The organism is Pseudomonas sp. GW821-FHT01D09, from assembly GCF_059422465.1.
This window is the reverse complement of record NZ_JBWKWY010000006.1, coordinates 185,519-211,860: the sequence shown is the minus strand read 5'-3', so window position 1 is coordinate 211,860 and position 26,342 is coordinate 185,519. Positions and strand designations below refer to the sequence as shown.

Genomic DNA, 26,342 nt, shown 5'->3' with positions numbered 1-26,342 from the left:
CCACCCCCTTGGAGATGACCGGATGAAACGGCTGATAACCGTCAGCGGGTTGCTGTCGCTGATCCTTACGTCGAACACGTTCGCCCAGGTGCCAGCCATGCCCACGGCGCTCGCGGTGCCTACTTCAGGCCAGGCACCGCTGTCGTCGGCCAGGCGCCCGGGCACCGAGTACAGCGACCTGGACGCCTACGGCTATGTCGAGGAGGAGTTTTACCTGCAAGGCGTCGCCCCGGCCATCACCGCCTCGGGCCAACCCCTGTTGGAGGCGCCTTACACCACGCGCATTCTGGTGCGCAAACCGGCGGACCGCGCGCGCTTCAATGGCACGGTCGTGATCGAGCCGTTCAGTTGGTTCGGCGAGCGCGGCGCGGGCTGGATCCTGACCCGTGACTATTTGCTACGGCGCGGCTACGCGTATGTCGGGTACACGCTGAATGTGAATACGCCGCCGGTCGATCCCAAATTCATCGCCGACACCCCGGCCGCGCAGGCCGAACAGATCGCACAGTATGGCCGGATCGTGAACTTCGAGTTTATGCGCCGCTTCGACTATGCGCGTTATGCGCCGCTGGGCACCTATTACGATCCACAACGTTTCACCCGCGGCGACGGGCCTGATCCGTTCCTGCCACAGTCCCAGGGCATCGGCGCGCAACTGGCCTTGCTGCTGAAAAGCAACACGGCGCAAGGCCCGTTGGCCGGCCTCGCTGTACAACGGGTCTATGTCAATAGCTGGGCCGTGACTGCGCAAGTCTGGATGGACTACCTCGACCAGGGGCGGCACCAGCAATGGCGCATGCCCGACCAGACGCCGCTGATCGACGCCTACATGACCGGCCGCATGGCCTACGGCGAGGTGGGTGGCGACGTGATCCGGCTGCCGCGCAAAATGCCCGATGGCGTGCCGTTCGTGACCGTCTACAGCCAGTCCGAACTGATGCATGACGTGATCGAGGGCATCAACCTGCCCCCGGACACCGACACCCCGCAAGTGCGCTACTACGAAGTGACCGGCATGCCGCACCTACGCCTGGCCGACCTCGGCACCGAGCACAGCGAACGGCTCCCCGCCGACCTCGACAAGGGCAACGACCCACGGTGCCAGACCTTGTATGACGAACCGGCGGAACTGGTCGTCTCGGCGCTGCTCGATGGCATGGACCGCTGGGTGCGCGAGGGCAAGCCCATGCCGAGGGCTCCCCGGGTCGCCCGCGAAGGCAAGGCCGCCGCGCGCGACCCGGCAACCGGCAACCTGCAAGGCGGTGTACGCCCGCCGTGGGTCCAGGTCCCGAGCGCGACCTACCTCACCGAGCAGGAAACCGGCTGCGGCCTGATCTATGACACCAAGGTGGCCTACCCGAAAGACGTACTGGGCCAGCGCTATGGAAGCTTCAGCCACTACCGACAGCAATTTGAAAGCGCCAAGGCCGTTTCAGTCCAGGAAGGCTTCCTCCTGCCGGAAGATGCGGCGGGCCTGCGTCCGATCGCAACACCTCAAGACTTCTAACCCCACGTCGAGGAACAACCGATGTCATCAGAGCTCGTCATTGCCTGGATCTACGCCTCCCCCTTGAGCACAGGCATCAGGGACATGCTGTGGGTCGTGCCCACCGTCCAGAGCATTCATATCCTGGCCATCGCCGTGATCTTCGGCTCTGCGGTGCTCTGCGACCTGCGCCTGGCAGGCGTGTTCGCCACCGACCAGCCCCTGGGCGCTGTGGTGCGTCGTTACGACCCGTGGATGCGCCATGCGCTGCTCGTGCTGCTCTTGACGGGGCTGATCATGACCCTCGGCGAGCCTGATCGCGTCCTCGTGAACACAACGTTCTGGCTGAAGATGGCCCTGGTCGTGAGTGCGTTCACCTTGACCTGGTGGCTACACCGCTCCCTGCTGCGCCCGGCTGACGCGGCCCAACGCACTGGCGCGCCCCGGCTTGGTAAGGCACTGGCCTGGCTGTCAATCGCCTTGTGGTGCGTGGTGATCATCTGCGGTCGCTGGATCGCCTACACGCTCTAAGCGTTTTCAATCATAGCTCTCAGGTACTCGCCATGGATATTCAACCCTTGCTGCAAACCCTCCAGGACACCGGGACCGCGACGTTCATCCGCGAGTCAGGCTCGGCCTTTCCCGCCCTGGAATCGGTGCATGTGATCGGCATCGCTCTTGTTTTCGGCACCATCGGCGTCGTGGATCTGCGCCTGCTGGGCGTGGCCGCCCATCGCCGCAGTGCGCTACGGCTGATCCAGGAACTGCTGCCGTACACCTGGGTGGCCTTCGCCGCCTGCGTGATCACCGGCCTGCTCATGTTTAGCGCCAACGCCACCACCTATGCGCAGAACAGCGTGTTCTGGTGGAAGATGGGCCTGCTGCTGCTGGCGGGCCTCAACATGGGGGTCTTTCACCTCGGGGCATTTCGCCGGATCAACGACTGGGACACCACATTGCCGCCGCCCGGCCCGGCGCGTGCCGCCGGGTTCAGCTCGCTGGCCTTGTGGGCCGGGGTGATCTGCCTGGGTCGCTGGATAGCATTTTCCTGATGGCCCGCCTTGTGCACCCGGCCTCCGGCCGATGGGAGTCGCTGGCCCTGCTGTTGGCGACGCTGGCCGTCATCGCCAGCGTGGCCGGCTATGTGCTGCTGCGCCCGCAGAAAGCCGGCCCGCCTACGCCCTTGAGCTGGCAGGTACGTTCCTTCGATGGTTTGAGCGCGGTCGACCAGGCTATCCACAGCGCGCTGTTACCGGCCGGAGAAGAAATCATCTGGTCCAACAACGATACCGGTGGCTGGATCACCCTGGAGCATGCCCAGAAGATTTTGCTGCCGCCCTTCTACCGCGATGCCTTCTGGAAGGCCAACGGCGAGGTGCACTGGCAATTGATTCTGCCCGGCACCCACCGCCCCCACGGGCTTGCCGCCGACGCACTCACACCGGCCGCCAGCGACGTGTCCCGGGCCACCCAAGGCCAGGGGGCGACGGTCTACTACGGCTCAGGGGGCCGCGCCCCCGGCCAGAGCGCCTACCTGCTCGTCATCGGCCACGCCCATGCCGGTGTGATGTGGGCCAACCAGGCAACGATCTGGGTCCACCGCGACCCGAACGCCCCCTACCCCGGCATCGTAAAGCCCGAATCCCTGGTCGGCAGCGGCTGGCGCCAAGTCATCCCCTACGACGGTGCCAGTGAAGTCGAACGCGTAAAAGGAACCCAGCCATGAACCTGTCCAAGAAGTACCCTGCCCTGTGGCGCCATTACCTGGCGCTGCTGGTACTGCTACCTGCCATCGCGTTTGCCGGCACCGGCCCTTCCTCGGGCACCCCCCTGAAAATCGGCGTCACACTGCACCCTTACTACAGCTTCGTGGCAAACATCGTCGGCGATCGGGCACAGGTCGTTGCGCTGATCCCGGCACAGGCCAACCCGCACAACTACCAACCGCAGCCGGATGACATCACCCGTGCGATGACTCTCGATGCGCTGGTCGTCAACGGCATCGGGCACGATGAGTGGGCCTCGCAGATCATCAAGGCCGCCGGCCGCGGGGCGACATTGCCGATTATCCAGGCCAATGCCTCGGTGGCCCTGATTCCCATCGGTGGCGACCAGGGAGGCGCCAAGGTGGTCAACCCGCACACCTTTGTTTCCACCACGGCAACGATCCAACAGGTGTTCGAGATCGCTCGCCGGCTGGGGGAACTGGACCCGGACAACGCCAGCGCGTATCGACACAACGCCCTGGCATACGCCGCACGTATCCGCGCACTACGGGCACGCTTCATGACGCGCTTCGCCGCACTCGACCTGGCGTCGTTCCGCTGCGCGACAACCCATGCCGGCTACGACTACCTGATGCAGGAGTTCGGCCTGTTCGTCAGTGCCGTGATCGAGCCGCGCCATGGCGTCGCCCCGACAGCACGCCAGCTGGCCAACACCATCGAGGCGATCAAGCAGGCCGATGTGCGCGTGCTGTTTGCCGAGAAACACTTTTCCATTGACCTGGCCAAGCCTATCGAGGCCGCCACCGGGGTGAAGGTTTTCGCGCTGTCTCACATCACCGGCAGTGCCTACAGCGCGGACGAGTTCGAGGTGGCCATGGGTGAAAACCTCGAGACCCTGGCGGCGGCCGTTGAATACATGCAGCGATGAAGGAGGATCAAGCCATGCGCGGACCCGCGATAGTGTTCGATAACGTCTCATTGCAACTGGGAGGCACCCAGGTGCTGGACAAGGTGAGCTTGCGCGTGGAGGCCGGCACGCTCCATTGCCTGGTGGGCCCCAACGGCGGCGGCAAAACCTCACTCGTGCGTGTCTTGCTGGGACAAATGCCCCATGCCGGGGAGGTGCGCCTGGAGGGTGCGCTCACAGCGCCGCTGGGGTATGTCCCGCAATTGCCGGACCTGGACCGCAATGTGCCGATGACAGTCAACGATCTGATGGCCTTGCTGGGCCAACGCCGGCCCGCCTTCCTGGGCGCCAGCCGCGCCGCCAAGGCGGCCAATGCCCAGGCCCTGGCACGTACCGGCATGGCCGCCATGGGCGCCAAACCCTTTGGCAGCCTGTCGGGTGGCCAACGCCAGCGCGTGCTGCTGGCCCAGGCAATCAGCCCGGCGCCCTGGCTGTTGATTCTCGATGAGCCGACCGCCGGGATCGACGAGGCAGGTGTACGCCTGGTGGAGACGCTGGTGGGCGAGCTGCTGGGCCGTGGCGTCACCATTCTGTGGATCAACCATGACCTCGAACAGGTCAGGCGTCTCGCGCAGTCCGTGACCGTTATCAACCAACGGGTGCTGTTTCATGGTCCCGCCGATCAGATCGACCGCTGGCTGGAGGTGATTCGATGAGTGCCTTGTATGACTTCATTCGCGACCGGCTCCAGGCCCTTGCCGCGAGTCACCTCTTGCCGCAACCCTTTGAATACGAGTTTGTGATCAATGCACTGATGTGTGCCGTTCTGATCGGGCCGTTGCTGGGTGTGCTGGGTTCGATGGTGATGATCAAGCGGATGGCGTTCTTCAGCCAGTCCGTGGGCAATGCGGCGATGACCGGCGTGGCCATTGGCGTGTTGATCGGCGAATCCTACACCTCACCGTACTTTTCAATGTTCGGTTTCTGCCTGCTGTTCGCACTGACGCTCAAGTACACGCAGCACCGCACCACACTGGCCAACGACACACTGATCGGCGTGTTCCTCTCCATTTCCCTGGCGGTCGGCGCTTCGTTGCTGCTGTTCGTCTCGGCGAAGATCAATACCCATGTGATGGAAAGCATGCTGTTCGGCTCCATCCTGGCCGTCGACCACCGCGACATGAACGTACTGCTTGGCATAACGGTGGTGTGCACACTTATCGGGCTGCCCCTGTACAACGGGATTTTGTTGTCCAGCCTCAACCCGAGCCTGGCCCATGCGCGTGGCGTAAAGGTGCGCAGCGTCGAATACCTGTTCGTGGTGTTGGTCACACTGGTGACCGTCGCCTGCCTGAAGATCATCGGTGCCGTGCTGGTCGAGGCCTTGCTGCTGATACCGGCAGCGGCAGCCCGCAATATCAGCCACTCCCTGCCGGGACTGGTCACCCGCGCCGTCCTGATTGCGACGTTCTCCTGTGTCGTCGGGATCCTGGCCCCGATGCAGTTCCAGATTCCCGTACCGACGGGCGGTGCCATTGTGATCGTCGCGGCATTGGTCTTCGTGGTCACCACCGTGATCCGCGCCACCGCGTCCCGGTTCAGGGGAGCCAGCGTATGACCCGGCCTACTGTTCTGCGCCGCCTCTGGCCGGCGTTGCTGGTACTGCTGCTGGGCGGCCCGTCATCGGCCTTGGCGCAAGCCGAACGCCAGCCAGTGCTTGTTGCCCTGCCGGCGCTCTTTGCGCTCACTGCGGCACTCGGCGATGGCACGCGCCTCGAGGTGGTACGGCTTCCGCCAGAGGCTGGCGTGCCCATGGAAAGCCAGGCCAGCGCGCTGTCACGCCTGGAACCGGCGCTGTTCCAGCAGGCCGTCGCCGTGGTCACCCTGAGCAGCCTGTGGCGCGCTGACCCCCTGTATGCCACGGCCCGGCGCCACAACCTGCGGATCGTCGAGATCGATGCCTCACGCTCATGGGACAGCCTCAAGCCCAGCGTGGCCGTGACCCGCGTGCCCTCCAGCGATGTGCCCTGGGCTGGCGTTCGTGATGGCGCTGGCGCCCCGTCGCCGTATGCCTGGCTTGGGCCTGTCAATGCCATGCGCATGTCGGCGCTGATTGCCGCCGACCTGGCACGTTTATCCCCCGCCGATGCGCCGCAGATAGAACGCAACCTTGCCGCACTCGACGGCCGATTGCGCCGGTTGAAGGCCGACTACGGTGCGCGCCTGCTGGAGGTACCGGATCTGCGTGTGCTGTCGCTGGCCAACGAGTTGGTCTATCTGTTTGGCGAGTTTGGCGTGTATGTCGACGGTTGGTTCGTCCGCCAGGATATCGACTGGAGTGACGCCGACCGCGCCGCCCTGACCCGCTACCTGCGCGAGCGGGAGATCCGCGTGGTGGTCCACAAGTGGGCACCTGACTCCAGGATTGCACAGGCCATCGAGGCCGGTGGCGCACGCTTGCTGATACTGGATACCGGCAACCCGGGCCTGCTCGCCAACACGGCCAACCGCTACGAAACCCTGCTCAGTGCCAACCTGGATGCCTTGCTGGCGGCCTTTGCGCCGGCTGGCAACCCTGCGGCTGCCATTCAAGCATCGGCACCGCAGTGATCAACCTCGACTGTGGAGACTCAAACCTTATGAAACCCCGATATTTGGCCCAACCGATGTTCATGACCGCTGCACTGTTGTGCTGTCAGGCAGCCTTGGCCCATGCCCCCGTGTTCGACTGCTATATCGAGCACGATGACTGGGTGAAGTGCGAGGCGGGCTATACCGATGGCAGTTCCGCCGAGGGTCGAAAAATCCAGGTCCAGGACGCAAGCAACAAGCTGTTGCTCGACGCCCGTGTCGACCAGGACAACAGCTACAGGTTCCAGGCGCCCACCGGCAGCTATCGTGTGGTGTTCCTCGGTGGAGACGGCCATGACACCACAATCCAGTCCTCCGATATTTCAAGGTGACATCGACCATGGCGATCACACCACGACTGCTGCAAGCCCTCGCTGCCGTGACCTTCGGGTGCGTGAGCTGCGCCGCCCAGGCCCACTTCCAGATGCTCTATGTCAAGGAAACGGCGCTGTCGCGTGCAGATGACCTGGAGTTTGCAATCGTGTTCACTCACCCGTTCTCCGCCGGGCCGACCATGGCCATGGGGCAACCCCGCGCCTTCAGCCATATCGGCTCCCACAGCGGCGAGCAAACCGACCTGCGCCACTACCTGCGACCTGTCCAGTGGCAGAGTCGCGGCAACCAGGCGAGCGCCTACCGTGCGTCGATTCCACGGGCGTTGGTGCGCTCACTGGGCGACCATGTGTTTGTACTCGAACCCGAGCCCTACCTGGAAACCGAGGAAGACGTCTATATCCAGCAGTTCACCAAACTGATCGTGAACGTGGGCGGCGTACCCGGCAATTGGTCAGAGCCGCAGGGCTTGCCGGTGGAAATCCAGGCCCTCAACAAGCCCTATGCCAACTGGACCGGGGGCGTGTTCCGCGCCGTGGTGTTGGCCGACGGCAAGCCCGTGCCGTTCGCCGAGGTCGAAGTCGAATACCTCAACCACTCCGTCGATATCGCCAACAACGTCTTCGGCCAGCAAGACTATGTCACAGCTCCCCAACCGGCCTTCAAGTCTCTGAGTACGTATGCGGATGCCCAGGGGATCGTGAGCATAGGCCTGCCCCGCGCCGGCTGGTGGGGCATTGCAGCGCTCAACATTGGTGCGACAAAAACCCATAAAGGCAAACCCCTGTCCCAGGACGCGGTGCTGTGGGTGCAGGCCAGGGATATGAAATGAGTCGACTCCCTACCGCTGTCGCGTATGGAGTGATGAGCGGGGAACAGGTTTTCGGCAACGCTTGCAAACTGGCTGGCGACGCAGCCGGCATGGCGTGGATGGCAGCCGGTCACTGGGCGCCACCTTCTTTTGTAAAAGAAGGTGGCGCCGTTAACACCGGTGTGTTTCTCAGACCAGGCTGAGCATATCCGCGCTCAGATTCGCCGGGTTGAAGCCCACCAGCGTGACACTGGCGTCTCCGGCCTGGATCAGCGTGTCATTGCCTTGCTGGCTGGCGGCACTGATCACCGCATCGGTAGAGGCGAAGAGCGACTTGGAAAACACCAGCACATCCAGCCCGTTCTGGTGAATGTTGAAGTCGCTGATCCGATCCTGGCCAAAGCCTGCCTGGTCGAAGACAAACACGTCACTGCCGACGCCGCCACTGAGCAGATCGTTGCCCTGCCCGCCCACCAGGATATCGTTGCCGGCGGCGCCATAGAGCTGGTCATTGCCGCTACCGCCCAACAAGGTGTCGTTGCCCGCGCCACCGTGCAACAGGTCATTGCCACCGCCGCCGCTCAGTGTGTCGTTACCGGCCTGGCCAAACATCAGGTCACGGCCGCTGGTGCCATTGAGGTTGTCAGCCAGCGTGGTGCCTTCAATGGCTTTGTTGTACGACTTGTCCTGGCCAAACCAACCTTCGTAATCCAGCTTGCCGCTGGTGATGGTGTAGGCCGGGGTCAACGCCTGGCCGATGCTGCTGAGAAAATTGCCGATCAAGGGCAATTGGCTGGCATTGGTGGCCAGGGCCGTTTCAAACTCTACGTGCTCGACGCCGCGCAGTTCCTTGAGCCCGTATTGGCCGCTCGTATCGTTGAGGAACACGGTACCGTCACTCAGATTGACCGCTTCATAGTTCGCCGCGGCGCCTTTGAGGAACACCTTATCGTTGCCCGCGCCGCCGGCTACGGTATCGGTGCCGGTGCTGAGCCGGAAGCTGTCGTCGCCGGCAAAGCCATCGAGGAAGTCATCGTGGCGACCGTCTTGCAGCTTATCGGCGCTGGACGTCCCGAGCAGGAACGCCGGGGTGCCATAGTGGTTGGAAGTCGCCGTCGCTTTGTCGCTGACCCAGGTGAAGCTGCGGCTGATCGGGTCGAGGTTGCTGATGATGATGGTGCTGTCACGCTCGATGTAGTCGTAGAACGTCGACTGGCTGATGGTCTGGATGGGGTTGATGAAAATGCCTTCGAGGTGGGCAGCCCAGCCTGTCAGGTTGGCAATGGAGAACGGACCATTGGGCCAGGTGGGCAAAGCGTAGATCGTGTCGAAGAGCACAATGTTGTCGGTGGTCGAGGTGTAGTTGATATCGCTGCCGGTCAGGGCGTCGATGGCGGCGCTGCCCAGGTTGGTTTCTTCGCCGATCAGCCGGTGCACCACATCGTTTTCAAAGCCAAAGTTGAAGATGCCACTGTCGTTGCCGACCTTGGGCGACTCCATGCCGAAATAATCCGAGTCTTTGAAAAAGCCGTCTGCCAGGGTGTCCTTGGCCAGGAACATGCTGTTGGTCACCGAGCCTCCCTGGCTGTAACCGGTAACCAGTACGTCTTTGCCACTGAGGTTTTTGCCGATGGCGTAATCCTTGACGGCATCCAGCAGGTAATCGAAACCGTTGATATAAGAGTTGTCGATCATGGCTGGCCAGCCTGCCAGGTCGATCAGCGAGTTGGTACCGGCAGAGGCAAAAGCCATTTTGGTCAACTGGCCACTACTGTCGTACTGCCCGAACACCCGGGCCTGGGCACCGATGACATCCCCACCCGTGAAGCTCCCCGTAAGGTCCAGATGGCTTTTATCGACATTCAGCTCGCTGGCATTAATCTCACGCCACCCCTGGGGGAGAGTGAAGTTAGTGCCCTCGCCAAGGACCGCCCCGGGTATGTTGTAAAGCACCCCGACGGTGGCAACACCACTGGCGTAGGTGGCCAGGTTCCAGGCATCAGAAATGAGCGTACGGGCGTCTTGCCCTTTGTAATCAAATATCGCCATGATTCATTTTTCCTGTAAGTTGAATTTCAAGAAAAAACAAGCAGTTGGAAATACAGCATTTTATTACTACGATCAAAACTTCTGAGCCTGGACTTAAATCTCTAATAGATCTGGTGTTCCGAGCCCGCGCCAACCCTACAGGGTTGTTTTATCGGCAGGGCCTGGAAATTGAACATTGGCAGATTTGCCTTATATATAGGCAAATATGTTCTTTTGTCGCTTATTACCCCATCAACGTTACCGCCCCTCAGAAAATACTGATCGGGTAATCAACAAAAATGCGCAGTTCGTTACCCCCTATATTGTAATTGCTCGCTTTATTGGAGACGTTCAAGTGCGAGCTGCGAACCTTGAAACTCAGGTCCTTGGCCTTGCCACTTTGCACCACATACTGCAATTGATTGAACAGCTCAGTCTCTCGGCCGTCACCGGTGCTCTGCGTCTTGATGTTGTCACCCCGTACATAGGCCACCCGATAACTCAGCCCGGGTACCCCGCTGGCGCCAAAATCATAGGCATAGCTCAACTGCCAGGAGCGCTCATCTTCGGCATTGAAGTCAGACCAGTAGGAGTTCGCCACATAAATCGTGCCATTGCTGTCCCCCACCCCACCGGCATTTTGATAGCGACCGTAAATGTATCCGGTGTCCCCGGTATTGCGTTGGTGGGCAAGCATGAACGCATGAGGCCCCGTCTTATAGGTGGCGGCCAGGCTCCAGATCACATTGTCCCGACCGGCCCCGGCCGCGAAGTCTTTGTCCAGGCGGGTTTTATAGGCATTGAAGTCAACGGTCAGGGAACGCTCTTTCTCAAGCGGCATTTCATACAGCAGATTGGCATATTGGCGCTTCAAGACCTGTTGGATATCTGAAGCGTACAGCGCTGCACTCAGGCGATTGTTGAAACGATAGCGCACCCCGTACACATCGATCCTGTCCAGCCCGCCACTGTCGCGCCCCTCGGCGCTTTTCCTGGACTGCGCCGTAAAACGGCCGAGATTGACTTCCAGCCCTTCAAGCTCTCTGGAGGTGATCAGGGTGCCGGTGTAGGCATCCGGTAACAGGCGGGCACTGTCATGCCGCAAGACCGGCAACACCGGCATCTGGTCACCATATTCAACGACGGTTTTGGAGAGACGCAGCTTGATTGAGGCGCCAGCCTTGGCGATGTCGTCGGCAGGCGCCCCACTGTCGCCCTGCTTGAAAAAGTCGATACCGCCAGCACCGCTGCGACCCTTGCCGCCATCCAGGCGAACAGCGTAGTCAGCAAAGCTGTTGATCCCAAACCCGATGAACCCGTCGGTAAATCCAGAGGTGAACCTGGCGCTTATCGCCTGCCCCCATTCGGCCTTGTCTTGATTGCCGTCTTTGTAATCGCGGCTGATATACGCATTCCTTAATAAAACATTCAGGCTGCTGTCTTGAATAAACCCATTGGTGGGCAATGGTTCTTCGGCTCGTGCCTGCATGGACGCAGCGGCAACAACTAGCAGGACATATACTTTTTTATTATTCATATTCATACACCCGAGCAAAGTCGTGGGCATATCCGCAAGGACACACCCAAGTCATCATTTAAGTTAAGTAGGACCTGCAACAAGACCGCGTCAGTCAAACAGCCCTTGCGCTTATTGACTGTTCACCACGGGATTGCGCAACAGGCCAATACCCTCCACCCAGGCCTCAATAACATCCCCGGGCACCATCCACTCTTGCGGCGTGCGCCCGGCTCCCACACCCGAGGGGGTGCCTGTGGCAATGATGTCGCCCGGTTCCAGGGTGATTGCACTGGCAATGTCGGCAATCAACGCGGGAATCCTGAACAACATATGGCGTGTATTGGACTCTTGCTTGAGTTCTCCATTTTTCTTGAGCGTCAGCGCCAGGTTGTGGGGGTCCTTTATTTCATCGGCGGTTACCAGGCAAGGTCCCATGGGGCAATACGTGTCTTGCCCCTTCGAGAAGATCCACTGCCCGGCCCGGCGATTGTCCCGCGCGCTGATGTCGTTGATCACCGTATAACCGAACACGTAATCCATGGCCTGCGATTCGGCAATGCCTTTGGCCTGGCGCCCGATCACCACCGCAAGTTCCACTTCCCAATCCAGTTGCTGGGTGAGTTGGGCGTTGTGTTCGATCCCATCGCCGGGCCCGATCACACTGGTTGGCGGCTTACTGAACACCACCGGTTGTGACGGCAGTTGCGCCGCCGTGTCCAGGCTGCGACTGGATTCGGCGACGTGTTCACGGTAATTAAGACCAATGCCAAAGATGTTCTTGCGCGGTTGTGGAATGGGCGCCAGCAGGTGCACATTGTCCCGCCAGGTCGAGGTGCCTGGCGGCCATTGGTCGGCGTACGGGTCACATAACCGGCCCAGTAACGCCAGTGCATCGGGGCCGGCATCGATCAGGCCCAGCATGGAGTCCGGCAGTGTCTGGCCGGCACTGGCGGCCAGGCGCGCCACATCAACCACACGCTCACCGAGCCATACGCCAAGACGGGCCGCATCGGTGCGAGCACGGTTCTGGTAGGTTACCAAACGCATATCAGTTCTCCTGACCTTGAGTCATAAGTTGATGGCCGCCATTCAGGGCATAGGCCTCTTCGCGGTAGATCGACAGGGCTTTCATCACGGGAAAATCGCTGAATGAAAACAGGCAGGCATCGTCGTCCGGCGACAGGTTGGCGTGCTCGTGCCACGCCCAGGAAGGCACGCAGAAAATGTCGTGTTCCTCCCAGTCAAAGCGCTGCCCATTGATGATTGAATACCCGCAGCCTTTGGCCACGTGATAGATCACATTGCCCGTGTGACGGTGGGCGCGGGTCGCTTGCCCGGCCCGCAGCATTTGCATAGTGGCCCCCAGGGTGGGCATGACCGGCCCGCCGGTCAGCGGGTTTACGTACTCCAGCATCACCCCGTCGAACGGCGAGCCCTCGCTGGCTTGCGCGTATTGGCAAAGCGCCTCGTAGGTGTGTGTCCACGAATACTTCAGCAACGGTGAATAGGCTTTGCGCCAATCCGGTTCCAAGGGCCTGACGCCGGCATGGCTGTAGGTGTTGTAGGACGCATCCAGGGGCCGGGTGACGTGCTGGTGCAAGTCGGGATGCACTTCGTAGAAGTTCGCCTCCAGGGTGTTGATCAGCGGAATGTCGAGCCCGTCCTGCCAGATACAAGGACCGCTTCCCGTGTCATTGCCGTGTTCATGCCAGGTGCCATTGGGGGTGATCACAAAGTCATTGCGGTTGAGGCTCACCCGCTCGCCCTCGACGATGGTATAGGCGCCCTCGCCTTCGATGATAAAGCGCAAGGCAGACGCCATGTGCCGATGCGCGGAGGCCGCCTCCCCCGGGTTCATGACCTGTAGGCCGGTGTACAACAGGCCGACCGCCGCGCTGACATCGTGCCGCTTGGGGTTGACCAACATGATGACCCGGCGTCCGGCCTCTTGCGGGCGGACCAGTTCAAGGGAGCGCAGCACCAGGGGACGCAGTTGCTGATAGCGCCAAATCATCGGAACCGAATGGGCCTTGGGCTCCCAGGGCTCGATGTCATTGGCCACCGTCCACAAGGCCCCCGCCTCGTATTCGGCAAGCTGCTCGTAATACGCGTTGAGCTGCGGTGTATTGACGACTCGGGCACGGCCTTCAACGTTGTCATCCTTCATGGCGGCTAGCTCCAGCAGTGAACCTCTCGTCATTGGGCGACGCCTCTGTGCCCAGCGGCACGCGAGGGCAAGCGAGGGGTTCTTGAGTGATGATATTCAGTGCCTCGAGCGGGCGTTTGTTGAGCGACAGACTGAAGATATCGAAGCGGTTGTAGTGACCGACGATGTCGTGCATCTGTTTGGGCTGGATGCATTTGCTGAGGTCGATCTGCGCGTAGACGATGCCTTCCCGGTCAATCAACGGCTCAGTCAGCAAACGACCATCGGGGCCGAAAATCCCGGAAAACGCGCTGTTCTTGCGCTCCAGCATGGCCCGGGCCTTGGGATCGTCCCCGGCCACGGCAGTGATGATCGGCTCCGAGATCGCCGAGCAAGACACGATATTGAAGACCTTGCCCTCAAAGGCATGGGCCGCGGCGCGCAGTTTGATGGCCTCGACCATGTCGTAGTCGTCGGGCGCCACGGGCAAGGCAATGTAGTTGGCAATGTGGATGAGTTCGCCTTGGGCCAACAGGCTGAACCGCGCCAGGGTATTGGTGTTCTCGCCACAGGCCAGGGCGCCGATCGGTCCCAGTTCGGTCTCATGGACCGTTAACGAACTGCCATCGCCGCCGGTCCACGTCAGCTTCTCGGCCCAGGTGGGCACCAGCTTGCGGTGGCGCCCGATAAGGTGGCCCTGCGCGCTGATCATCAACACCGTGTTGTAGAGCGTGCCGTAGCTGTGGGCACCGCGCTCGTTCACACCGATGACGACAACACAGTTGGCCTGCCGGGCGGCCGCGCACAGCCGCTCGGTTTGCGGCCCGGGCACATCAATGGCGCTCACATACAAGCGCTCGTACCACGCACTGCCCTCTACGGGGTTCATCGTCCAGTTCCAGTAGGGATAGCCGGCCACAAAAACTTCAGGAAACGCCACCAGGCGCGCCTGGTTATGTGCGGCCTCGGCAATCAAGCGACAGGCCAGTTCAACCGTGGCGTCAGCCTCCAGGTACACCGGTGCGGCTTGTACAGCGGCGGCAATGAACGGCGGATAGATCTTCATCCCTTCTCCTCCAGGGTAGCCAGCGTGGGCAGGCGCTGATGGATGCAGCGATAGGCGATAGCCAGCACCAGGAGCAGTGGCACGCCAGTCACCAGCGTCATGCGAAACTGTGGAACCAGCAGCGTGGTGCCGAGCAACGCCGCCATCAGCGTGCCCCCCACCAGCGTGGTCAACGGAAAACCTCTGACTTTGAAAGCAAGCGTGAGGTTGTGGTGTTGGTAATGGCGGCGAAAGCGCCAATGCGTGATGAAAATCATCAGCCAGGTAAAGAGCGCGCCGAACATGGCAATCGACATCATCAAAATGAAGGTGCCCTGGTCCAACAGCACGCTGCACAAGCCCGCAGCGGCCACGCCGAATGTCGAGAAAAACAAGCTGTTGAGCGGCACCCCCTTGGCGCTGACCTTACCCAGCATTTTCGGGGCATAGCCTGTACGGGACAGGCTGAAGATCATGCGTGAGGCCACATACAACTGGGCATTCATCGCCGACAACGCTGCCGTCAGGATCACAAAGTTCATGATGCCCGCGCTGCCCGGGATCCCGATCAACTTCATCACCAGGACAAAGGGGCTCTCACGTTCATTGGCCATTTGCCATGGAACAATGGCGACCATGAGCGCCACGGTGAAGATGTAGAAAAATACCAGGCGAAACAATGCCGACTTGAAGGCGCTTTTTGCCGCGGCGCCTGGGTTGTCCGCCTCGCCGGCGGCCACGGCGATAAACTCGATACCAATAAAACTGAATAACGCGATAATGGCCGCCGACCAGGTCCCAAAGAACCCATTAGGAAAAAAACCTGCTCCCTCCATATAATTATCGAAGCCAATACCGCTGTCGGCAGGTGTTTTAAACACGATATAACTACCGATCACAATAAATGCAGCAATCGCCGCCACTTTGAAAAACGCCAGCCAGTATTCAAAAGCCCCAAACACTTTGACGGTTTGCGTATTCAAATAAATAATCGCGCCGGAGAAGATGGCAATCCATAACCAGGCGGGCGACCCCGGCGCCCAATACTGCATGTAGACCGCAATCGCGGTGACTTCAGTGCCAATCACCAGCACCACGGAAATCCAGTACGCGTAGCGCACCAAAAAACCGGCGAGCCCGCCCAGGTACACTTCGGCATAGGCGCCAAACGACCCGGTAACCGGGTGCGCGACCACCATCTCGCTCAAGCAGGCCATCAGGATAAATGCCACCAGGGCGCTGATCGCATAACTCAGAATGACGCTCGGCCCTGCCATGCCGATCGCCGTGCCGCTGCCCAGGAACAAGCCAGTGCCAATGGCACTGCCGATTGCAATCATGGTCAGTTGCGGTTTGCTCAATAGCCTCTTTAAACCATTTTCCCGCTGCGTAATACCATCTACAGTAGACATAGGTCATCCTCTGAACAGCAGAACTGTTCATTAAGCCTTATAAGTTATTGCGCTACCCTGAGCGGGCAATCGCGTTTTTTATGCGTAATAGGGCCGAGACAAAAACTATCAGGCACCGGAGTGCCGGATATAAAACACCATCCAATCAAATCAACGTTCTAAAACAACTTGTTCAGGTGAAGGCTTTGCGTTCTTCACCGGAAATAACCAACCATTCACGGTTGACCATAATCTCTTCAAGTGCGCTGACCAAGTGCTCCACTTCATCAACATTGTTGTACAGCGGGGCAAAACCGAAACGCATGAAATCGGGCAGTCTGAAGTCGCCAATGATCTGGCGTTTCTGCAGGGCTTGCATGATTTCGTATCCCGCCTCGTGCCGCAGCGATACATGGCTGCCACGCTGTGCATCGTCCATGGGCGAGGCGATGACAAAGCCATGGGCTGCAAGCCTGTGTTGCGCAGCCTCCATGAAGTGGCGGGTCAGGGCTGTGCTCTTGGCTCGCAGCGCCTGCAGGTTGACACCCTCAAAAGCATCCAGGGCGTTGTGCAACACTGACAAGCCCAGCACCGGATGCGTCCCGCAGAAGAAGCGCTCAATCCCTGGCGCCGGTGCGTACTCAAGGTCGAAGTCAAACGGCGCGCGATGACCAAACCAGCCTGTGAGAGGTTGTTCGCATTGCTCGATATGGCGCTTGGCAACATAGAGATACGCCGGGGCGCCGGGGCCGCCATTCAAGTACTTGTAGCCACACCCGATGGCAAAATCGACTTCACAGGCATCCAGTTCGCAAGGCACTGCCCCGGCGGTATGCGACAGATCCCAGATCATCAACGCCCCGGCGGCCTGGCAGGCCCGGGTATAGGCCTGCATATCGTGGATATGTGCCGTGCGGTAATCGACATGGGTCAACACCACGGCGGCGACATCCACATCCAGGGCCTGGGGGATGCTGGCTGCCGGCACGGCATCCACAATCAAGCCATGGGTCTTGGCCACTTCATTGATGATGTACAAATCGGTTGGAAAGGAATCGATGTCCGTCACGATCCGCGTGCGGCCTGGGCGCAGCCTGACCGCGCTGACCAGGACCTTGAACAGATTGACCGAGGTCGAATCACAGGCCACCACTTGGCCGGAGCCGGCACCGATCAGACGGGCCACTTTTTCCCCGGTGCGGGTGGCCAGGTCACGCCAGTGGGCATCATTCCAGGAGCGGATCAGGCCCTGCGCCCATTGTTTTTCCACCACCTCAGTGACCTTCGGGCCCACGCTCCTTGGCATCAGCCCCAGCGAGTTGCCGTCAAAATAAGTCACCCCTTCCGGTATCGTGAAACGCTCACGCATCGATGCCAGCGGATCCGTGCCTGCCACATTTTCTGTACCCAACATACTGATCAAGCTCCCAACCGTGTACGAATTGTCCAAAGCTCCGGGAAGAATCGGTGCTCTACCACGTGCTTGAGCCACGCCACGCCTGCCGATCCTCCGGTGCCGGGTTTAAAGCCCAGAATGCGCTCGACCGAACTGAAGTGCCGCCAGCGGTATTGGGAAAACAAATCGGAAATCTCGGTCAGCCCTTCGCCCAACTGATAGAGGTCATTTTCCGCAGAAGGATCGGCGTACACCGTCATCCACGCATCCTCCACGCCCGCATTGACGACATAGGCCTGCGACCAGTCGCGCTCCAGGGCATCCGCGGGCATTGCCACCCCACGGCGGTGCAGATAGCGCAACACGTCGTCATACAGGCTGGGGGATTTCAGCGCCTGTTCAAGGTAGGGATAGACATCCGGGTTGTTGGCATGGGCCTGGGCCAGACGCACCGATTTATTGCCGAGAATAAATTCGACATGGCGGTACATGTAGGACTGCTGGCCTGAAGAAATCCCCAGGTTATTGCGAAACTCATTGAAGCCCTCAGAGGTAATGGTCGACAGCACGTCCCAGGTTTTGATCAGGTACTCGAACAGGCGCTTGATCCGCGGGATCAGGACCAGGGCCCCGGGCAGGTCGTCTTCCTGGATACGGCGCTGGAAATTGTAGGCTTCAAAATGGATCGCCTTGAACGTCAGCTCCGTGCACTGGGTGATCAGGATGAACAGCATCTCATCATGACCTTCACTGCGCATATGCTGGGTGCTGAGGAGCAAATCGTTGCGGTGATAGTCGATGTAAGGGTTGCTGGTCCCATCGAAGTCGACCATGGGCTGGCCCGAGGTTTGCTTGACGCTTTTTTCCCGGCTCTCGTGGCTCGTCTGATCAATCTGCCTGACCAAGGACAATTCCAGTGCGGGATCACGCACCAGGGGAATGTGCCGGCTTCGTGTTTTTTTCATTGTGGTACTCCTGACAACCGCAGTACGTCAGCGCCAATCAAGGTGGCTGACTGGGAAATATCAAAAACGATATCGAAGTGATTACGCCCTGGGACTTCATACAAGGAGACATCGGCCCCCACGCTGATCAGGCGCTGTGCGAAGTCGCGGCTCTGCTGCTTGAACGCATCGGTTTCCTGCTGGCCAAAGCACACAACCGTCGGGCAAGGGCTGACAATCGGTTGCAGTTGGGGGCTTAACGCCAGCGCCGAATCCAGGGTCAGCTTGAGCGGCGTATTGATGTAGGTCGGGATTAACGGACGCAGGTCGTAAATCCCGGAAATCAACAGCGCGGCGGCGAAAGGTGGCTGGCCGCCTTCGCGTGCGCGCCAGTCGAAGGTCAACAGCATGGCCGCCAGGTGCGCACCGGCCGAACTGCCAGCGATCACTATCCGGCAGTTCGGCCGGGCCGCCTGCAGCGCCTCCAGGGCACGGCAGCATTGCCGGGCCATATCAAAGATATTCGCAGCGGGGGCAAGGCTATAGTTGATGGCCGCATATGCGATGTGGTGCGCGAGCAGGCCCTCGGCCGGGAAGCAAGAGTCCTGCGCCGAAAGCTCTTGCCAGTAGCCGCCGTGGATGAACACCAGCATCGATGACGCGGCCTGGGCGACCGGCTCGAACAGGATTGAATATTCATCGGCACCCTGGCCGTACTCAATACGCGTGGCGGCATGCCGGGTACACATAAGATCACTGAGCGCTCTGTATTGAAGTACCACGGACATAAAGTCCGGGGCGACAGAGCTGGGTGAGTAGGCTCGTTCCAGAGCCGTTAGCGACATTGCCATGAGTACGCCCGCCAATCGTTTGTTTTGACGGTTTCATTTTAGGGAGATCGGCCAGGTAAATTTTGCTTGTCTGCTGGCAAAAAACGACGTCGCCCGGTTATTCGTTTCCAATCGAAGGCAAAAAATGGTTAGTCTTTCCACCTGCCGCGCATAAATACAAAAATACCCTCTTTTTCCTGCCTGAGGACCCGCACATGCCTGCCGCTATCGAACTGTCTGCACTGGATCGGGAAATCCTCTGCGTCCTGCAGAGTGACCCCCGCATTTCCATGGCCAACCTGGCCGAAAAGGTCAACAGTTCGGTGTCACCGTGCTGGCGTCGGGTCAAGCGCATGGAGGACGCGGGCATTATTCGCGACTACAGCTTGCAACTGGATCGCAAGGCATTGGGGTTTGGCATCGATGCGTTTGTCTTCGTGAAAATCGTTTCCCACATGGAACAGCACGCTCAAGAGTTTGAGCAGGCTGTCTCCAGGCTGAGCAATGTACTGAGCTGCTACATCCTCTCGGGGATGGACGACTACCTGATCCGGGTCGTCGCCCCCGACCTGGACACCTTTGCAAACTTCAGCCGCAAGGTGCTGGCTGCCCTGCCCCATGTAAAGGAAGTGCGCAGCACGTTCGTGATGCACGAAATCAAGGAAACCCAATGCCTCCCCCTGCAAGGCATGCCCTACCTGTTCAGCCAGTAATGGCACCCGCCGCCATCGCCGTTGACGATGGTGGGCTCGCGAACCACTGATGTACGGGGCCATAACCCCCTCTTAACATGCCCCCACACAGGCAAACGCCTTGGGCGCGAGCTTATTTCAGAGGGGGTCAAGCCATGAAAAACTTTCGTATCGGTCAAATCGTTCCAAGCTCCAATACCACCATGGAGACTGAAATCCCGGCGATGCTGACGTCTCGTTACGCCCAGTTTCCCGAGGAGCGCTTCAGTTTTCATTCCGCGCGCATGCGCATGAAGAATGTCAGCCACGACGAGCTGAAAAAAATGGATGCCGACAGTGATCGCTGTGCCCTGGAGCTGAGTGATGCGCGCTGTGATGTCATGGCTTACGCTTGCCTGGTCGCAATCATGTGCCAGGGCCCGGATTACCACAAAGTGTCCCAGGCACGCCTGTCCGAGGTCGTGCAAAGCAATCAGGCACCGACGCCGGTGCTCAGCTCCGCCGGTGCCCTGATCGACAGCATCAATGTGCTGGGCTTGAAGAAAGTGGCGATTGTGACGCCCTACATGAAGCCCCTGACGCAACAGGTGATCGACTACATCGAAGCAGCCGGCATCGAGGTGACGGACTCCATCAGCCTGGAGGTCTCCGATAACCTGGCCGTCGGGCGCCTGGACCCGATGAACCTGATCGCTCATGCCGATCGCCTGAACATCGGCTCAGCCGACGGCGTGGTGCTGTCGGCCTGTGTCCAGATGCCCTCGCTGCCAGCCATCCAAATCGTCCAGGATCGCCTCGCCATGCCGGTGCTGTCGGCCTCGGTGAGCACCGTTTACCAGATCCTCAAGACCCTGGGTTTGAAAGCCCAAGTCCCGAACGCCGGTTATCTGTTGTCCGGTGCATTCTGATCTTCAAGCGTAGCGGTTAGTATGGGTCATACTCAGGCAGGCAAATTGGAGCCGGCAATGAAACTTGATCCCGTCTCCCTACGCTTGTTTATCAGTGTCATTGAAGAGGGCACGATCAGCGCCGCCGCCCAGCGCGAACACATCGCCGCGGCGGCGGTCAGCAAACGCTTGAGCGAACTGGAAGAATCCCTCGGCTTAAGCCTGCTGGTACGCACCAACAAAGGCATTACCCCGACGCAAGCGGGTATTTCCTTGCTGTATCTTGCGCGAAGCGCACTCAACAACCTCAACGACATCGCCGTGCAAATGCGGGACTACTCCGATGGCCGTCGCGGCTCGGTGCGGGTGCTGGCGAACATCTCGGCGATCAGTCAGTTTCTCCCGGCGCTGCTCAAATCCTTCATGACGCTTTACCCGTTGATCACCATCACCCTGGAAGAACAGGAAAGCCTGGCCATTACCCGGGGCATTGCCGAAAAACGGGCCGACATCGGCCTCTTTACCCATATGCCCCATGGCGCGGATATCGAGGTTTTTCCGTTTCGCCGCGATCGCCTGGTGTTGCTCGTGCCCAAGGATCATCCGCTGGCCAATGAGACCAGCGTTCGCTTCCACGCCATCCTCGATGATGAGTTTGTCGCCCTCAAAAGCGGCACCCACTTGAACTTCCAGATGATCAAGGCCGCCAACGACCTGGGCCGCACACTGAAATTGCGCATGGAAGTGTCCAGCTATGACGCGTTGTGCCTTATGGTCGATGCGGGTATCGGCATCGGCATCCTGCCCCAAGGCAGCGCGCGCACTTACAACCTGCCCAACACGCGGGTCCTGCCCCTGGATGAGCCTTGGGCCCAGCGGGAACTGGCGTTGTGCGTAGCCTCGCGCGACGCCCTGCCCGTGGCAGCGCAACTGCTGTTGGACCATCTGCTGGCGGTCGACGCCGTGCCCAGCGCTTGAGCTGCCGATGACCTCAGTACTCCGACATCACCACCATCACTTCGGCGACCGCGCCCTCCTCGCCTTCTGCCAGGTAAATATGGCCGATGGCGCTGTTGAAATAGGCCGTCTCGCGGCAGCCGATGCGCAGGGATTCGCCCGTTTCAAATTGAATGCGCACACGGCCTGACAGCACAACCGCAAACTCTTGCCCAGGGTGACGGATGTAGTCTTCAAATTGACTCAGTTCCCGCGCAAAGATCCGCGCATACATCGGCGTCATGCTGCGCCCGGGGAAATCCCCGGCCATCGGGTGATAGTCATAATTGCCCGTGCTGTAACCGGCCGCCCCGTCGATGGCGGTGCGAACCGCCGTCGGCTGTACAGCGCTGCCCCCCTGTTTACCCGGGCTGAACAGCTGGGCAATGTCCACACTCAGGGCTCGCGCGGCGGCGGCCAGTTTTTCGTAACTCACCGACACTTGCGCCAGTTCCATCTTCGACAAGGTCGACAACGCCACGCCTGAGCGCTCGGACAATTGCTTGAGCGTCAACTTCTGGTGTTTGCGGATAGCCCGCAGGCGGGCACCGACCTGGGCGCGATCTATCAAGGGATGGGGCGTGGAACTCATGCAGACTCTCTGTTGTACAAAACGGTGACTGGGACTGAGCCAGGGCATGGGGCTGAATAATACCTCAAGGTTATGGGTTGACTGGAAAATTCTCATATCTTACATTTCTCTTATCTGAGAATTACAAAAACAGAGGACAGGGCATTGCAGCCCTCTCCCCACAAACAGTCCCAGACACAGGAGGTACTCGCGATGCACGACAGCGAATGTTTCGATTTCGCCATCATTGGCGGTGGCATTGCCGGGGCCTCCCTGGCCTATCGCCTGGCCGGACAAGCCAGCGTCGTGGTGCTCGAACGTGAAAGCCAGCCGGGTTACCACGCCACCGGACGCTCCGCCGCGATGTTCATGGAAAGCTATGGCACCCCGCAGATCCAGGCCCTGACCCGCGCCAGCCGCCACTTCTATGAGCAGCCGCCAACCGACTTCACCGAACATGCGCTGCTCGAACCCCGTGGCTGCCTGTACATCGCCAGCCAGGCGCAGCAATCGCTGTTGCAACACACCTTCGCCACCAGCCAGGCACAGGCCGCCAATGTGTCATTGATCGATACCGAACAGGCCCTGGCGTGGGTGCCCTGCCTGCGCCCCGAGGCGGTAGCCGGGGCGATGCTCGAAACCGACGCCCGCGACCTTGACGTCCATGGGCTGCACCAAGGCTTTTTACGGGCCATGCGCCGCGCCGGTGGCGTGCTGCACTGCGATGCGCACCTGAGTGGCGCCACCCGCGAAGGCCGTCACTGGCACCTGACCCTGGCCGACGGCCGCCAACTGCGCGCACGCCACCTGGTCAATGCCGCAGGTGCCTGGGCAGACCAGGTCGCACAGCAGTGCGGTGTGCCGCCCATTGGCTTGCAACCCTGCCGACGTACCGCCTTTACCTTCGACGGCCCCGAGGGCATGGACTGCTCACGCTGGCCGGCGGTAATCGGCATCGACGAAAGCTTCTACTTCAAACCCGACGCCGGGCAATTGCTCGGCTCACCGGCCAACGCCGATCCCGTCCCGCCCCAGGATGTGATGCCCGAAGAGCTGGATATTGCCACCGGCATCTACCACATCGAGGCCGCCACTTCCCTGACCATTCGCCGCCCACGCCACAGTTGGGCCGGCCTGCGCTCGTTCGTCGGCGACGGTGACCTGGTGGTCGGCTGGGACAATCATTGCGAAGGTTTCTTCTGGCTGGCGGCACAGGGCGGTTATGGCATTCAGTCCGCAGCCGGTGTGTCGCAACTGGCCTGTAGCCAATTACTCGATCAACCCCTCCCCGACACCCTGCGCCGCCAGGGCGTCGAGCCCCAGCGCCTGGCCCCTGGCCGCTTGCGTTAATCCATCATCCCAATGAGGTTGCATCCCATGTCTGACACCTTCCAGCGTTACCCCAGCCACCTGCCCTACCCGTTCTCCAAGGCCATCCGGGTCGGTGATTTCTTGTACCTCAGCGGGCAAGTCCCCATGCCCCCCCTGGGCGAGGTGGTGCTCGGTGATATCCGCGAGCAGACCGAGGCGGCCATGGCCCGCATCGGCGAGACCCTGGCCGAATGCGGGGCGGGTTTCGAGCACGTGATCAAGGCCACGGTGTGGCTGTCGGACATGCAGCACTTCGCAGGCTTCAACGAGGTGTACAAGCGCCACTTCCACGACGGTTTCCCGGTGCGCTCCACGGTCGGCGGCGCCCAACTGGCGCTGGGGGTCGATGTCGAGATCGAAGTCCAGGCGTGGCTCGGCGCCCGTTGATTGACCCAGCACGATGCCCCGGGAGGCCATGAGCAGTGGCCTACCCTTAAGCCATAACAACAATAATGTGAGGCAAATCGTCATGAAAGAAAGTCTGAAAATCGCCGGTGCCTTTGTTGGCGTCATTGTCGGAGCAGGGTTCGCTTCCGGTCGGGAGCTGCTGCTGATGTTCGTGGATTTCGGCATCTGGGGGCTGCTGGGGTCGGTGGTCAGCGCCGCGCTCTTCATCTTTTTGGGCATGGCCCTGGCGGGCCTGGGCAGCCGGCTGCGGGCCAAGTCCCACAAGGACGTGGTGCATGCGTTGTGCGGGCGTTACCTGGGCACCTTTGTCGACCTGATGATCACCTTTTTCATGTTTGCGGTGACGGTGGTCATGCTGGCCGGGGGTGGGGCCTTGCTGGAACAACAGTTCGCCATCCCCGCCCTGTTCGGCAGCGCGGCGGTGACCCTGCTTGTGGTCGCGATCGTGTGCCTGGATGTGAAGAAGGTCATTGGCATGATCGGCGCCGTCACGCCGCTGTTGATCCTGACCGCGACAGGCGTTGCCCTGTATGGCGTCGCCACCCGGGGTTTGGGTTTCGGTGAACTCAACCAGCTGGCCAGCCAGCAAGACGCCGGCGCGAGCCATTGGCTGCTGGGCGCGTTGTTGTACGTGTCCTACAACATCGTGGCGGGGGTGCCGTTTCTTGCGATCATGGGCGGCGCCGCAAAATCCGAGAAACAGGCGATCTGGGGCGGCATCTTCGGCGGCGCGTTGCTCGGGCTGCTGATGCTGGTGATGAGCCTGGGCCTGCTGTCACGCCTGGACAGCGTGGCGGACCTGCCCATGCCCATGCTGTCCATCGCCACGGAGGTTTCGCCGGTCCTCGGCCTGCTGATGGCGGTGATCATTTTCCTGATGATCGTCAATACCGCTGTCGGCACCCTGTATTCCTTTTCGGCCCGATTGCTGCCGGCAGGCACCCGCACATTCCGCCTCGGCTCAGCCGCCGCCGGCGCATTGGCGTTTGCCGGCAGCCTGGTCGGGTTTGTCAGCCTGGTGGGTCAGGTCTATCCACTGTTTGGTTACCTGGGCTTTTTGCTGATTGGCGCCGTGGTCGTTGGTTGGCTACGTGCGGGACGCCTGGCCTCCCGGGCTTATTAACCGCTAAGGCGCGCGCTCGGCCAACGCCTCCAGCAGATCAGCAGACGGCACAAAGAACAAACCGCCGGTGACCGCCGTGCTGAAGTCCAGCAGGCGGTCATAATGGCCGGCGGGCCGGCCGACAAACATGTTCTGCAGCATCAGTTCCAGTGGCTGCGGTGAGCGCGCATAGCCAATGAAATAGGTGCCGAACTCCCCCGCTCCCGGCCGGCCAAAGGGCATGTTGTCGCGCAGGATTTTCACTTCCTCGCCATCCTGGGTAATGGTGGTCAAGGCACTGTGGGAATTGCTCGGCTTGACGTCATCCCCCAGCTCGATATCCGACAGCTTAGTACGCCCGATCACCCGCTCCTGGGCCTCGGTGGACAAGGCATTCCAGGCTGGCATGTTGTGCAGGTACTTCTGCACCAGGACATAGCTGCCACCGCTGAACGCCGGATCCTCCTCGGCGACGATGGTAAAGCCCACGGCCTTGCGCCCGGTGGGGTTCTCGGTGCCATCGACAAAACCGATGATGCTGCGCATATCGAAATTGCGGAAACCCTGGACCTCATCGACCACGCTCACCGCATCGCCGAGGGCCGCCATGATGTGCGTGGCCAGTTCAAAACACAGGTCCATCCGATCGGCGCGAATGTGCAGCAGCACATCCCCCGGCGTGGAGACCGCCATGCGCCCCGCCACACCGACCGCCTGAAACGGATGCAGGGACGCCGGACGCGGGCTACCGAACAAGGCATCCCAGGCCGTCGAGCCAAAGCCGCAGACACAGGTCAGGTTGCCATCGGGCACGCGCTTGCCGACGGAGCGTGTCAGGCCGGCGATATCGCCGCACCACTCGCGCACGGTCTTGGCCGCCTCATTGCCGGGGGCAAGGGTGGCGACCATGAATATGGCGGCGCTGGTAATAGGGCTACACACAGACTGGGGATCACTATTCGGGTTCATCGTCAGGGGTTCCACACGCAGCTCCACGGTTAAAGGAGAGAGTAAAAAATCCTACACCCATTACCAAACGATATAAATGACTGTGAGAGTTGACAGTTACGTCAGCGCCAGCGGCCACGTAGTTTTTGAACAGGGATATAAATCTCTAGGAG

At 60.5% G+C, this 26,342-nt stretch carries 27 protein-coding genes; 16 read left to right on the top strand and 11 right to left on the bottom strand.

Going from position 1 to position 26,342, the window contains the following annotated elements:
- The first annotated feature begins 22 nt into the window (after positions 1 to 22).
- The 10 genes from AC07W7_RS09475 to AC07W7_RS09430 are packed head-to-tail and all read left to right on the top strand — an operon-like array spanning position 23 to position 7,916.
- Complete coding sequence (locus AC07W7_RS09475; protein ID WP_495039190.1) at positions 23 to 1,507, top strand: alpha/beta hydrolase domain-containing protein; 1,485 nt, start codon at positions 23 to 25, stop codon at positions 1,505 to 1,507.
- Between the two features lie 21 nt (positions 1,508 to 1,528).
- Positions 1,529 to 2,017 carry a DUF6644 family protein gene (locus AC07W7_RS09470; RefSeq protein WP_099169617.1) on the top strand — a complete coding sequence of 163 codons (489 nt, stop codon included), beginning with the start codon at positions 1,529 to 1,531 and terminating at the stop codon, positions 2,015 to 2,017.
- Between the two features lie 32 nt (positions 2,018 to 2,049).
- A complete protein-coding gene (locus AC07W7_RS09465; protein ID WP_099169618.1) occupies positions 2,050 to 2,538 on the top strand; it encodes a DUF6644 family protein in 489 nt (162 codons plus the stop codon).
- On the top strand, positions 2,538 to 3,212 hold the full coding sequence (locus tag AC07W7_RS09460; RefSeq protein WP_495039189.1) for a DUF6162 family protein: 675 nt from the start codon (positions 2,538 to 2,540) through the stop codon (positions 3,210 to 3,212). Before AC07W7_RS09465 ends, AC07W7_RS09460 begins: the two co-directional genes overlap by 1 nt.
- Positions 3,209 to 4,141: a metal ABC transporter solute-binding protein, Zn/Mn family gene (locus AC07W7_RS09455; RefSeq protein WP_495039188.1), complete on the top strand. Its 933-nt coding sequence runs from the start codon at positions 3,209 to 3,211 to the stop codon at positions 4,139 to 4,141. The genes AC07W7_RS09460 and AC07W7_RS09455 overlap by 4 nt, the downstream gene beginning before the upstream one ends.
- Before the next feature lie 14 nt (positions 4,142 to 4,155).
- Positions 4,156 to 4,836 (top strand): metal ABC transporter ATP-binding protein, encoded by a 681-nt coding sequence (locus tag AC07W7_RS09450; protein ID WP_099169621.1) that lies wholly within the window; start codon positions 4,156 to 4,158, stop codon positions 4,834 to 4,836.
- Positions 4,833 to 5,738 carry a metal ABC transporter permease gene (locus AC07W7_RS09445; protein ID WP_495039187.1) on the top strand — a complete coding sequence of 302 codons (906 nt, stop codon included), beginning with the start codon at positions 4,833 to 4,835 and terminating at the stop codon, positions 5,736 to 5,738. The genes AC07W7_RS09450 and AC07W7_RS09445 overlap by 4 nt, the downstream gene beginning before the upstream one ends.
- A complete protein-coding gene (locus tag AC07W7_RS09440) occupies positions 5,735 to 6,730 on the top strand; it encodes a metal ABC transporter solute-binding protein, Zn/Mn family (protein ID WP_495039186.1) in 996 nt (331 codons plus the stop codon). The genes AC07W7_RS09445 and AC07W7_RS09440 overlap by 4 nt, the downstream gene beginning before the upstream one ends.
- Before the next feature lie 29 nt (positions 6,731 to 6,759).
- Entirely contained in the window at positions 6,760 to 7,083 is a 324-nt protein-coding gene (locus tag AC07W7_RS09435; RefSeq protein ID WP_076960909.1) for a hypothetical protein, read from the top strand.
- Positions 7,084 to 7,091: 8 nt separating this feature from the next.
- Positions 7,092 to 7,916, top strand: coding sequence for a DUF4198 domain-containing protein (locus tag AC07W7_RS09430; protein ID WP_076960908.1), 825 nt, complete (start codon positions 7,092 to 7,094; stop codon positions 7,914 to 7,916).
- Positions 7,917 to 8,084: 168 nt separating this feature from the next.
- On the opposite strand, the gene AC07W7_RS09425 is transcribed toward AC07W7_RS09430, so the two are convergent.
- The 9 genes from AC07W7_RS09425 to AC07W7_RS09385 all read right to left on the bottom strand — a co-directional run bounded on the left by AC07W7_RS09425 (position 8,085) and on the right by AC07W7_RS09385 (position 19,113).
- Positions 8,085 to 9,944 (bottom strand): calcium-binding protein, encoded by a 1,860-nt coding sequence (locus AC07W7_RS09425; RefSeq protein ID WP_495039185.1) that lies wholly within the window; start codon positions 9,942 to 9,944, stop codon positions 8,085 to 8,087.
- Between the two features lie 247 nt (positions 9,945 to 10,191).
- The gene (locus tag AC07W7_RS09420; RefSeq protein ID WP_495039184.1) at positions 10,192 to 11,460 is read right to left on the bottom strand and encodes an OprD family outer membrane porin; all 1,269 of its coding nucleotides are present in this window, start codon (positions 11,458 to 11,460) and stop codon (positions 10,192 to 10,194) included.
- A gap of 111 nt (positions 11,461 to 11,571) precedes the next feature.
- A complete protein-coding gene (locus AC07W7_RS09415) occupies positions 11,572 to 12,489 on the bottom strand; it encodes a fumarylacetoacetate hydrolase family protein (RefSeq protein ID WP_099169626.1) in 918 nt (305 codons plus the stop codon).
- A 1-nt stretch (position 12,490) separates the two neighbouring features.
- Positions 12,491 to 13,609, bottom strand: coding sequence for a cupin domain-containing protein (locus AC07W7_RS09410; protein ID WP_495039183.1), 1,119 nt, complete (start codon positions 13,607 to 13,609; stop codon positions 12,491 to 12,493).
- Positions 13,599 to 14,654: a carbon-nitrogen hydrolase family protein gene (locus AC07W7_RS09405; protein ID WP_083743018.1), complete on the bottom strand. Its 1,056-nt coding sequence runs from the start codon at positions 14,652 to 14,654 to the stop codon at positions 13,599 to 13,601. The genes AC07W7_RS09410 and AC07W7_RS09405 overlap by 11 nt, the downstream gene beginning before the upstream one ends.
- The gene (locus AC07W7_RS09400) at positions 14,651 to 16,045 is read right to left on the bottom strand and encodes an amino acid permease (RefSeq protein WP_076960903.1); all 1,395 of its coding nucleotides are present in this window, start codon (positions 16,043 to 16,045) and stop codon (positions 14,651 to 14,653) included. Before AC07W7_RS09400 ends, AC07W7_RS09405 begins: the two co-directional genes overlap by 4 nt.
- Positions 16,046 to 16,217: 172 nt before the next feature.
- The gene (gene kynU, locus AC07W7_RS09395) at positions 16,218 to 17,438 is read right to left on the bottom strand and encodes a kynureninase (RefSeq protein WP_495039182.1); all 1,221 of its coding nucleotides are present in this window, start codon (positions 17,436 to 17,438) and stop codon (positions 16,218 to 16,220) included.
- Between the two features lie 5 nt (positions 17,439 to 17,443).
- Positions 17,444 to 18,385: a tryptophan 2,3-dioxygenase gene (locus tag AC07W7_RS09390; RefSeq protein WP_099169630.1), complete on the bottom strand. Its 942-nt coding sequence runs from the start codon at positions 18,383 to 18,385 to the stop codon at positions 17,444 to 17,446.
- On the bottom strand, positions 18,382 to 19,113 hold the full coding sequence (locus tag AC07W7_RS09385; protein WP_495039181.1) for an alpha/beta hydrolase: 732 nt from the start codon (positions 19,111 to 19,113) through the stop codon (positions 18,382 to 18,384). Before AC07W7_RS09385 ends, AC07W7_RS09390 begins: the two co-directional genes overlap by 4 nt.
- 296 nt (positions 19,114 to 19,409) lie before the next feature.
- On the opposite strand from AC07W7_RS09385, the gene AC07W7_RS09380 reads away from it, so the two are divergent.
- From AC07W7_RS09380 to AC07W7_RS09370, 3 genes are all read left to right on the top strand, one after another.
- Positions 19,410 to 19,907: an Lrp/AsnC family transcriptional regulator gene (locus AC07W7_RS09380; RefSeq protein WP_076960901.1), complete on the top strand. Its 498-nt coding sequence runs from the start codon at positions 19,410 to 19,412 to the stop codon at positions 19,905 to 19,907.
- A 134-nt stretch (positions 19,908 to 20,041) separates the two neighbouring features.
- On the top strand, positions 20,042 to 20,794 hold the full coding sequence (locus AC07W7_RS09375; RefSeq protein WP_495039180.1) for a maleate cis-trans isomerase family protein: 753 nt from the start codon (positions 20,042 to 20,044) through the stop codon (positions 20,792 to 20,794).
- A gap of 57 nt (positions 20,795 to 20,851) precedes the next feature.
- Entirely contained in the window at positions 20,852 to 21,751 is a 900-nt protein-coding gene (locus AC07W7_RS09370; protein ID WP_495039179.1) for a LysR substrate-binding domain-containing protein, read from the top strand.
- 13 nt (positions 21,752 to 21,764) lie between these two features.
- Here AC07W7_RS09370 and AC07W7_RS09365 read toward each other — a convergent pair whose 3' ends face one another.
- The gene (locus AC07W7_RS09365) at positions 21,765 to 22,361 is read right to left on the bottom strand and encodes a helix-turn-helix domain-containing protein (protein WP_076960898.1); all 597 of its coding nucleotides are present in this window, start codon (positions 22,359 to 22,361) and stop codon (positions 21,765 to 21,767) included.
- 192 nt (positions 22,362 to 22,553) lie between these two features.
- Between AC07W7_RS09365 and AC07W7_RS09360 the strand changes: the two genes are divergently transcribed.
- From AC07W7_RS09360 to AC07W7_RS09350, 3 genes are all read left to right on the top strand, one after another.
- Positions 22,554 to 23,690 (top strand): NAD(P)/FAD-dependent oxidoreductase, encoded by a 1,137-nt coding sequence (locus tag AC07W7_RS09360; protein ID WP_076960897.1) that lies wholly within the window; start codon positions 22,554 to 22,556, stop codon positions 23,688 to 23,690.
- Between the two features lie 27 nt (positions 23,691 to 23,717).
- The gene (locus AC07W7_RS09355) at positions 23,718 to 24,098 is read left to right on the top strand and encodes a RidA family protein (protein WP_169902202.1); all 381 of its coding nucleotides are present in this window, start codon (positions 23,718 to 23,720) and stop codon (positions 24,096 to 24,098) included.
- Positions 24,099 to 24,180: 82 nt separating this feature from the next.
- Positions 24,181 to 25,242 carry a YkvI family membrane protein gene (locus tag AC07W7_RS09350; RefSeq protein ID WP_169867081.1) on the top strand — a complete coding sequence of 354 codons (1,062 nt, stop codon included), beginning with the start codon at positions 24,181 to 24,183 and terminating at the stop codon, positions 25,240 to 25,242.
- A 3-nt stretch (positions 25,243 to 25,245) separates the two neighbouring features.
- On the opposite strand, the gene AC07W7_RS09345 is transcribed toward AC07W7_RS09350, so the two are convergent.
- The gene (locus AC07W7_RS09345) at positions 25,246 to 26,190 is read right to left on the bottom strand and encodes a Dyp-type peroxidase (RefSeq protein ID WP_169867082.1); all 945 of its coding nucleotides are present in this window, start codon (positions 26,188 to 26,190) and stop codon (positions 25,246 to 25,248) included.
- Positions 26,191 to 26,342 lie beyond the last annotated feature (152 nt).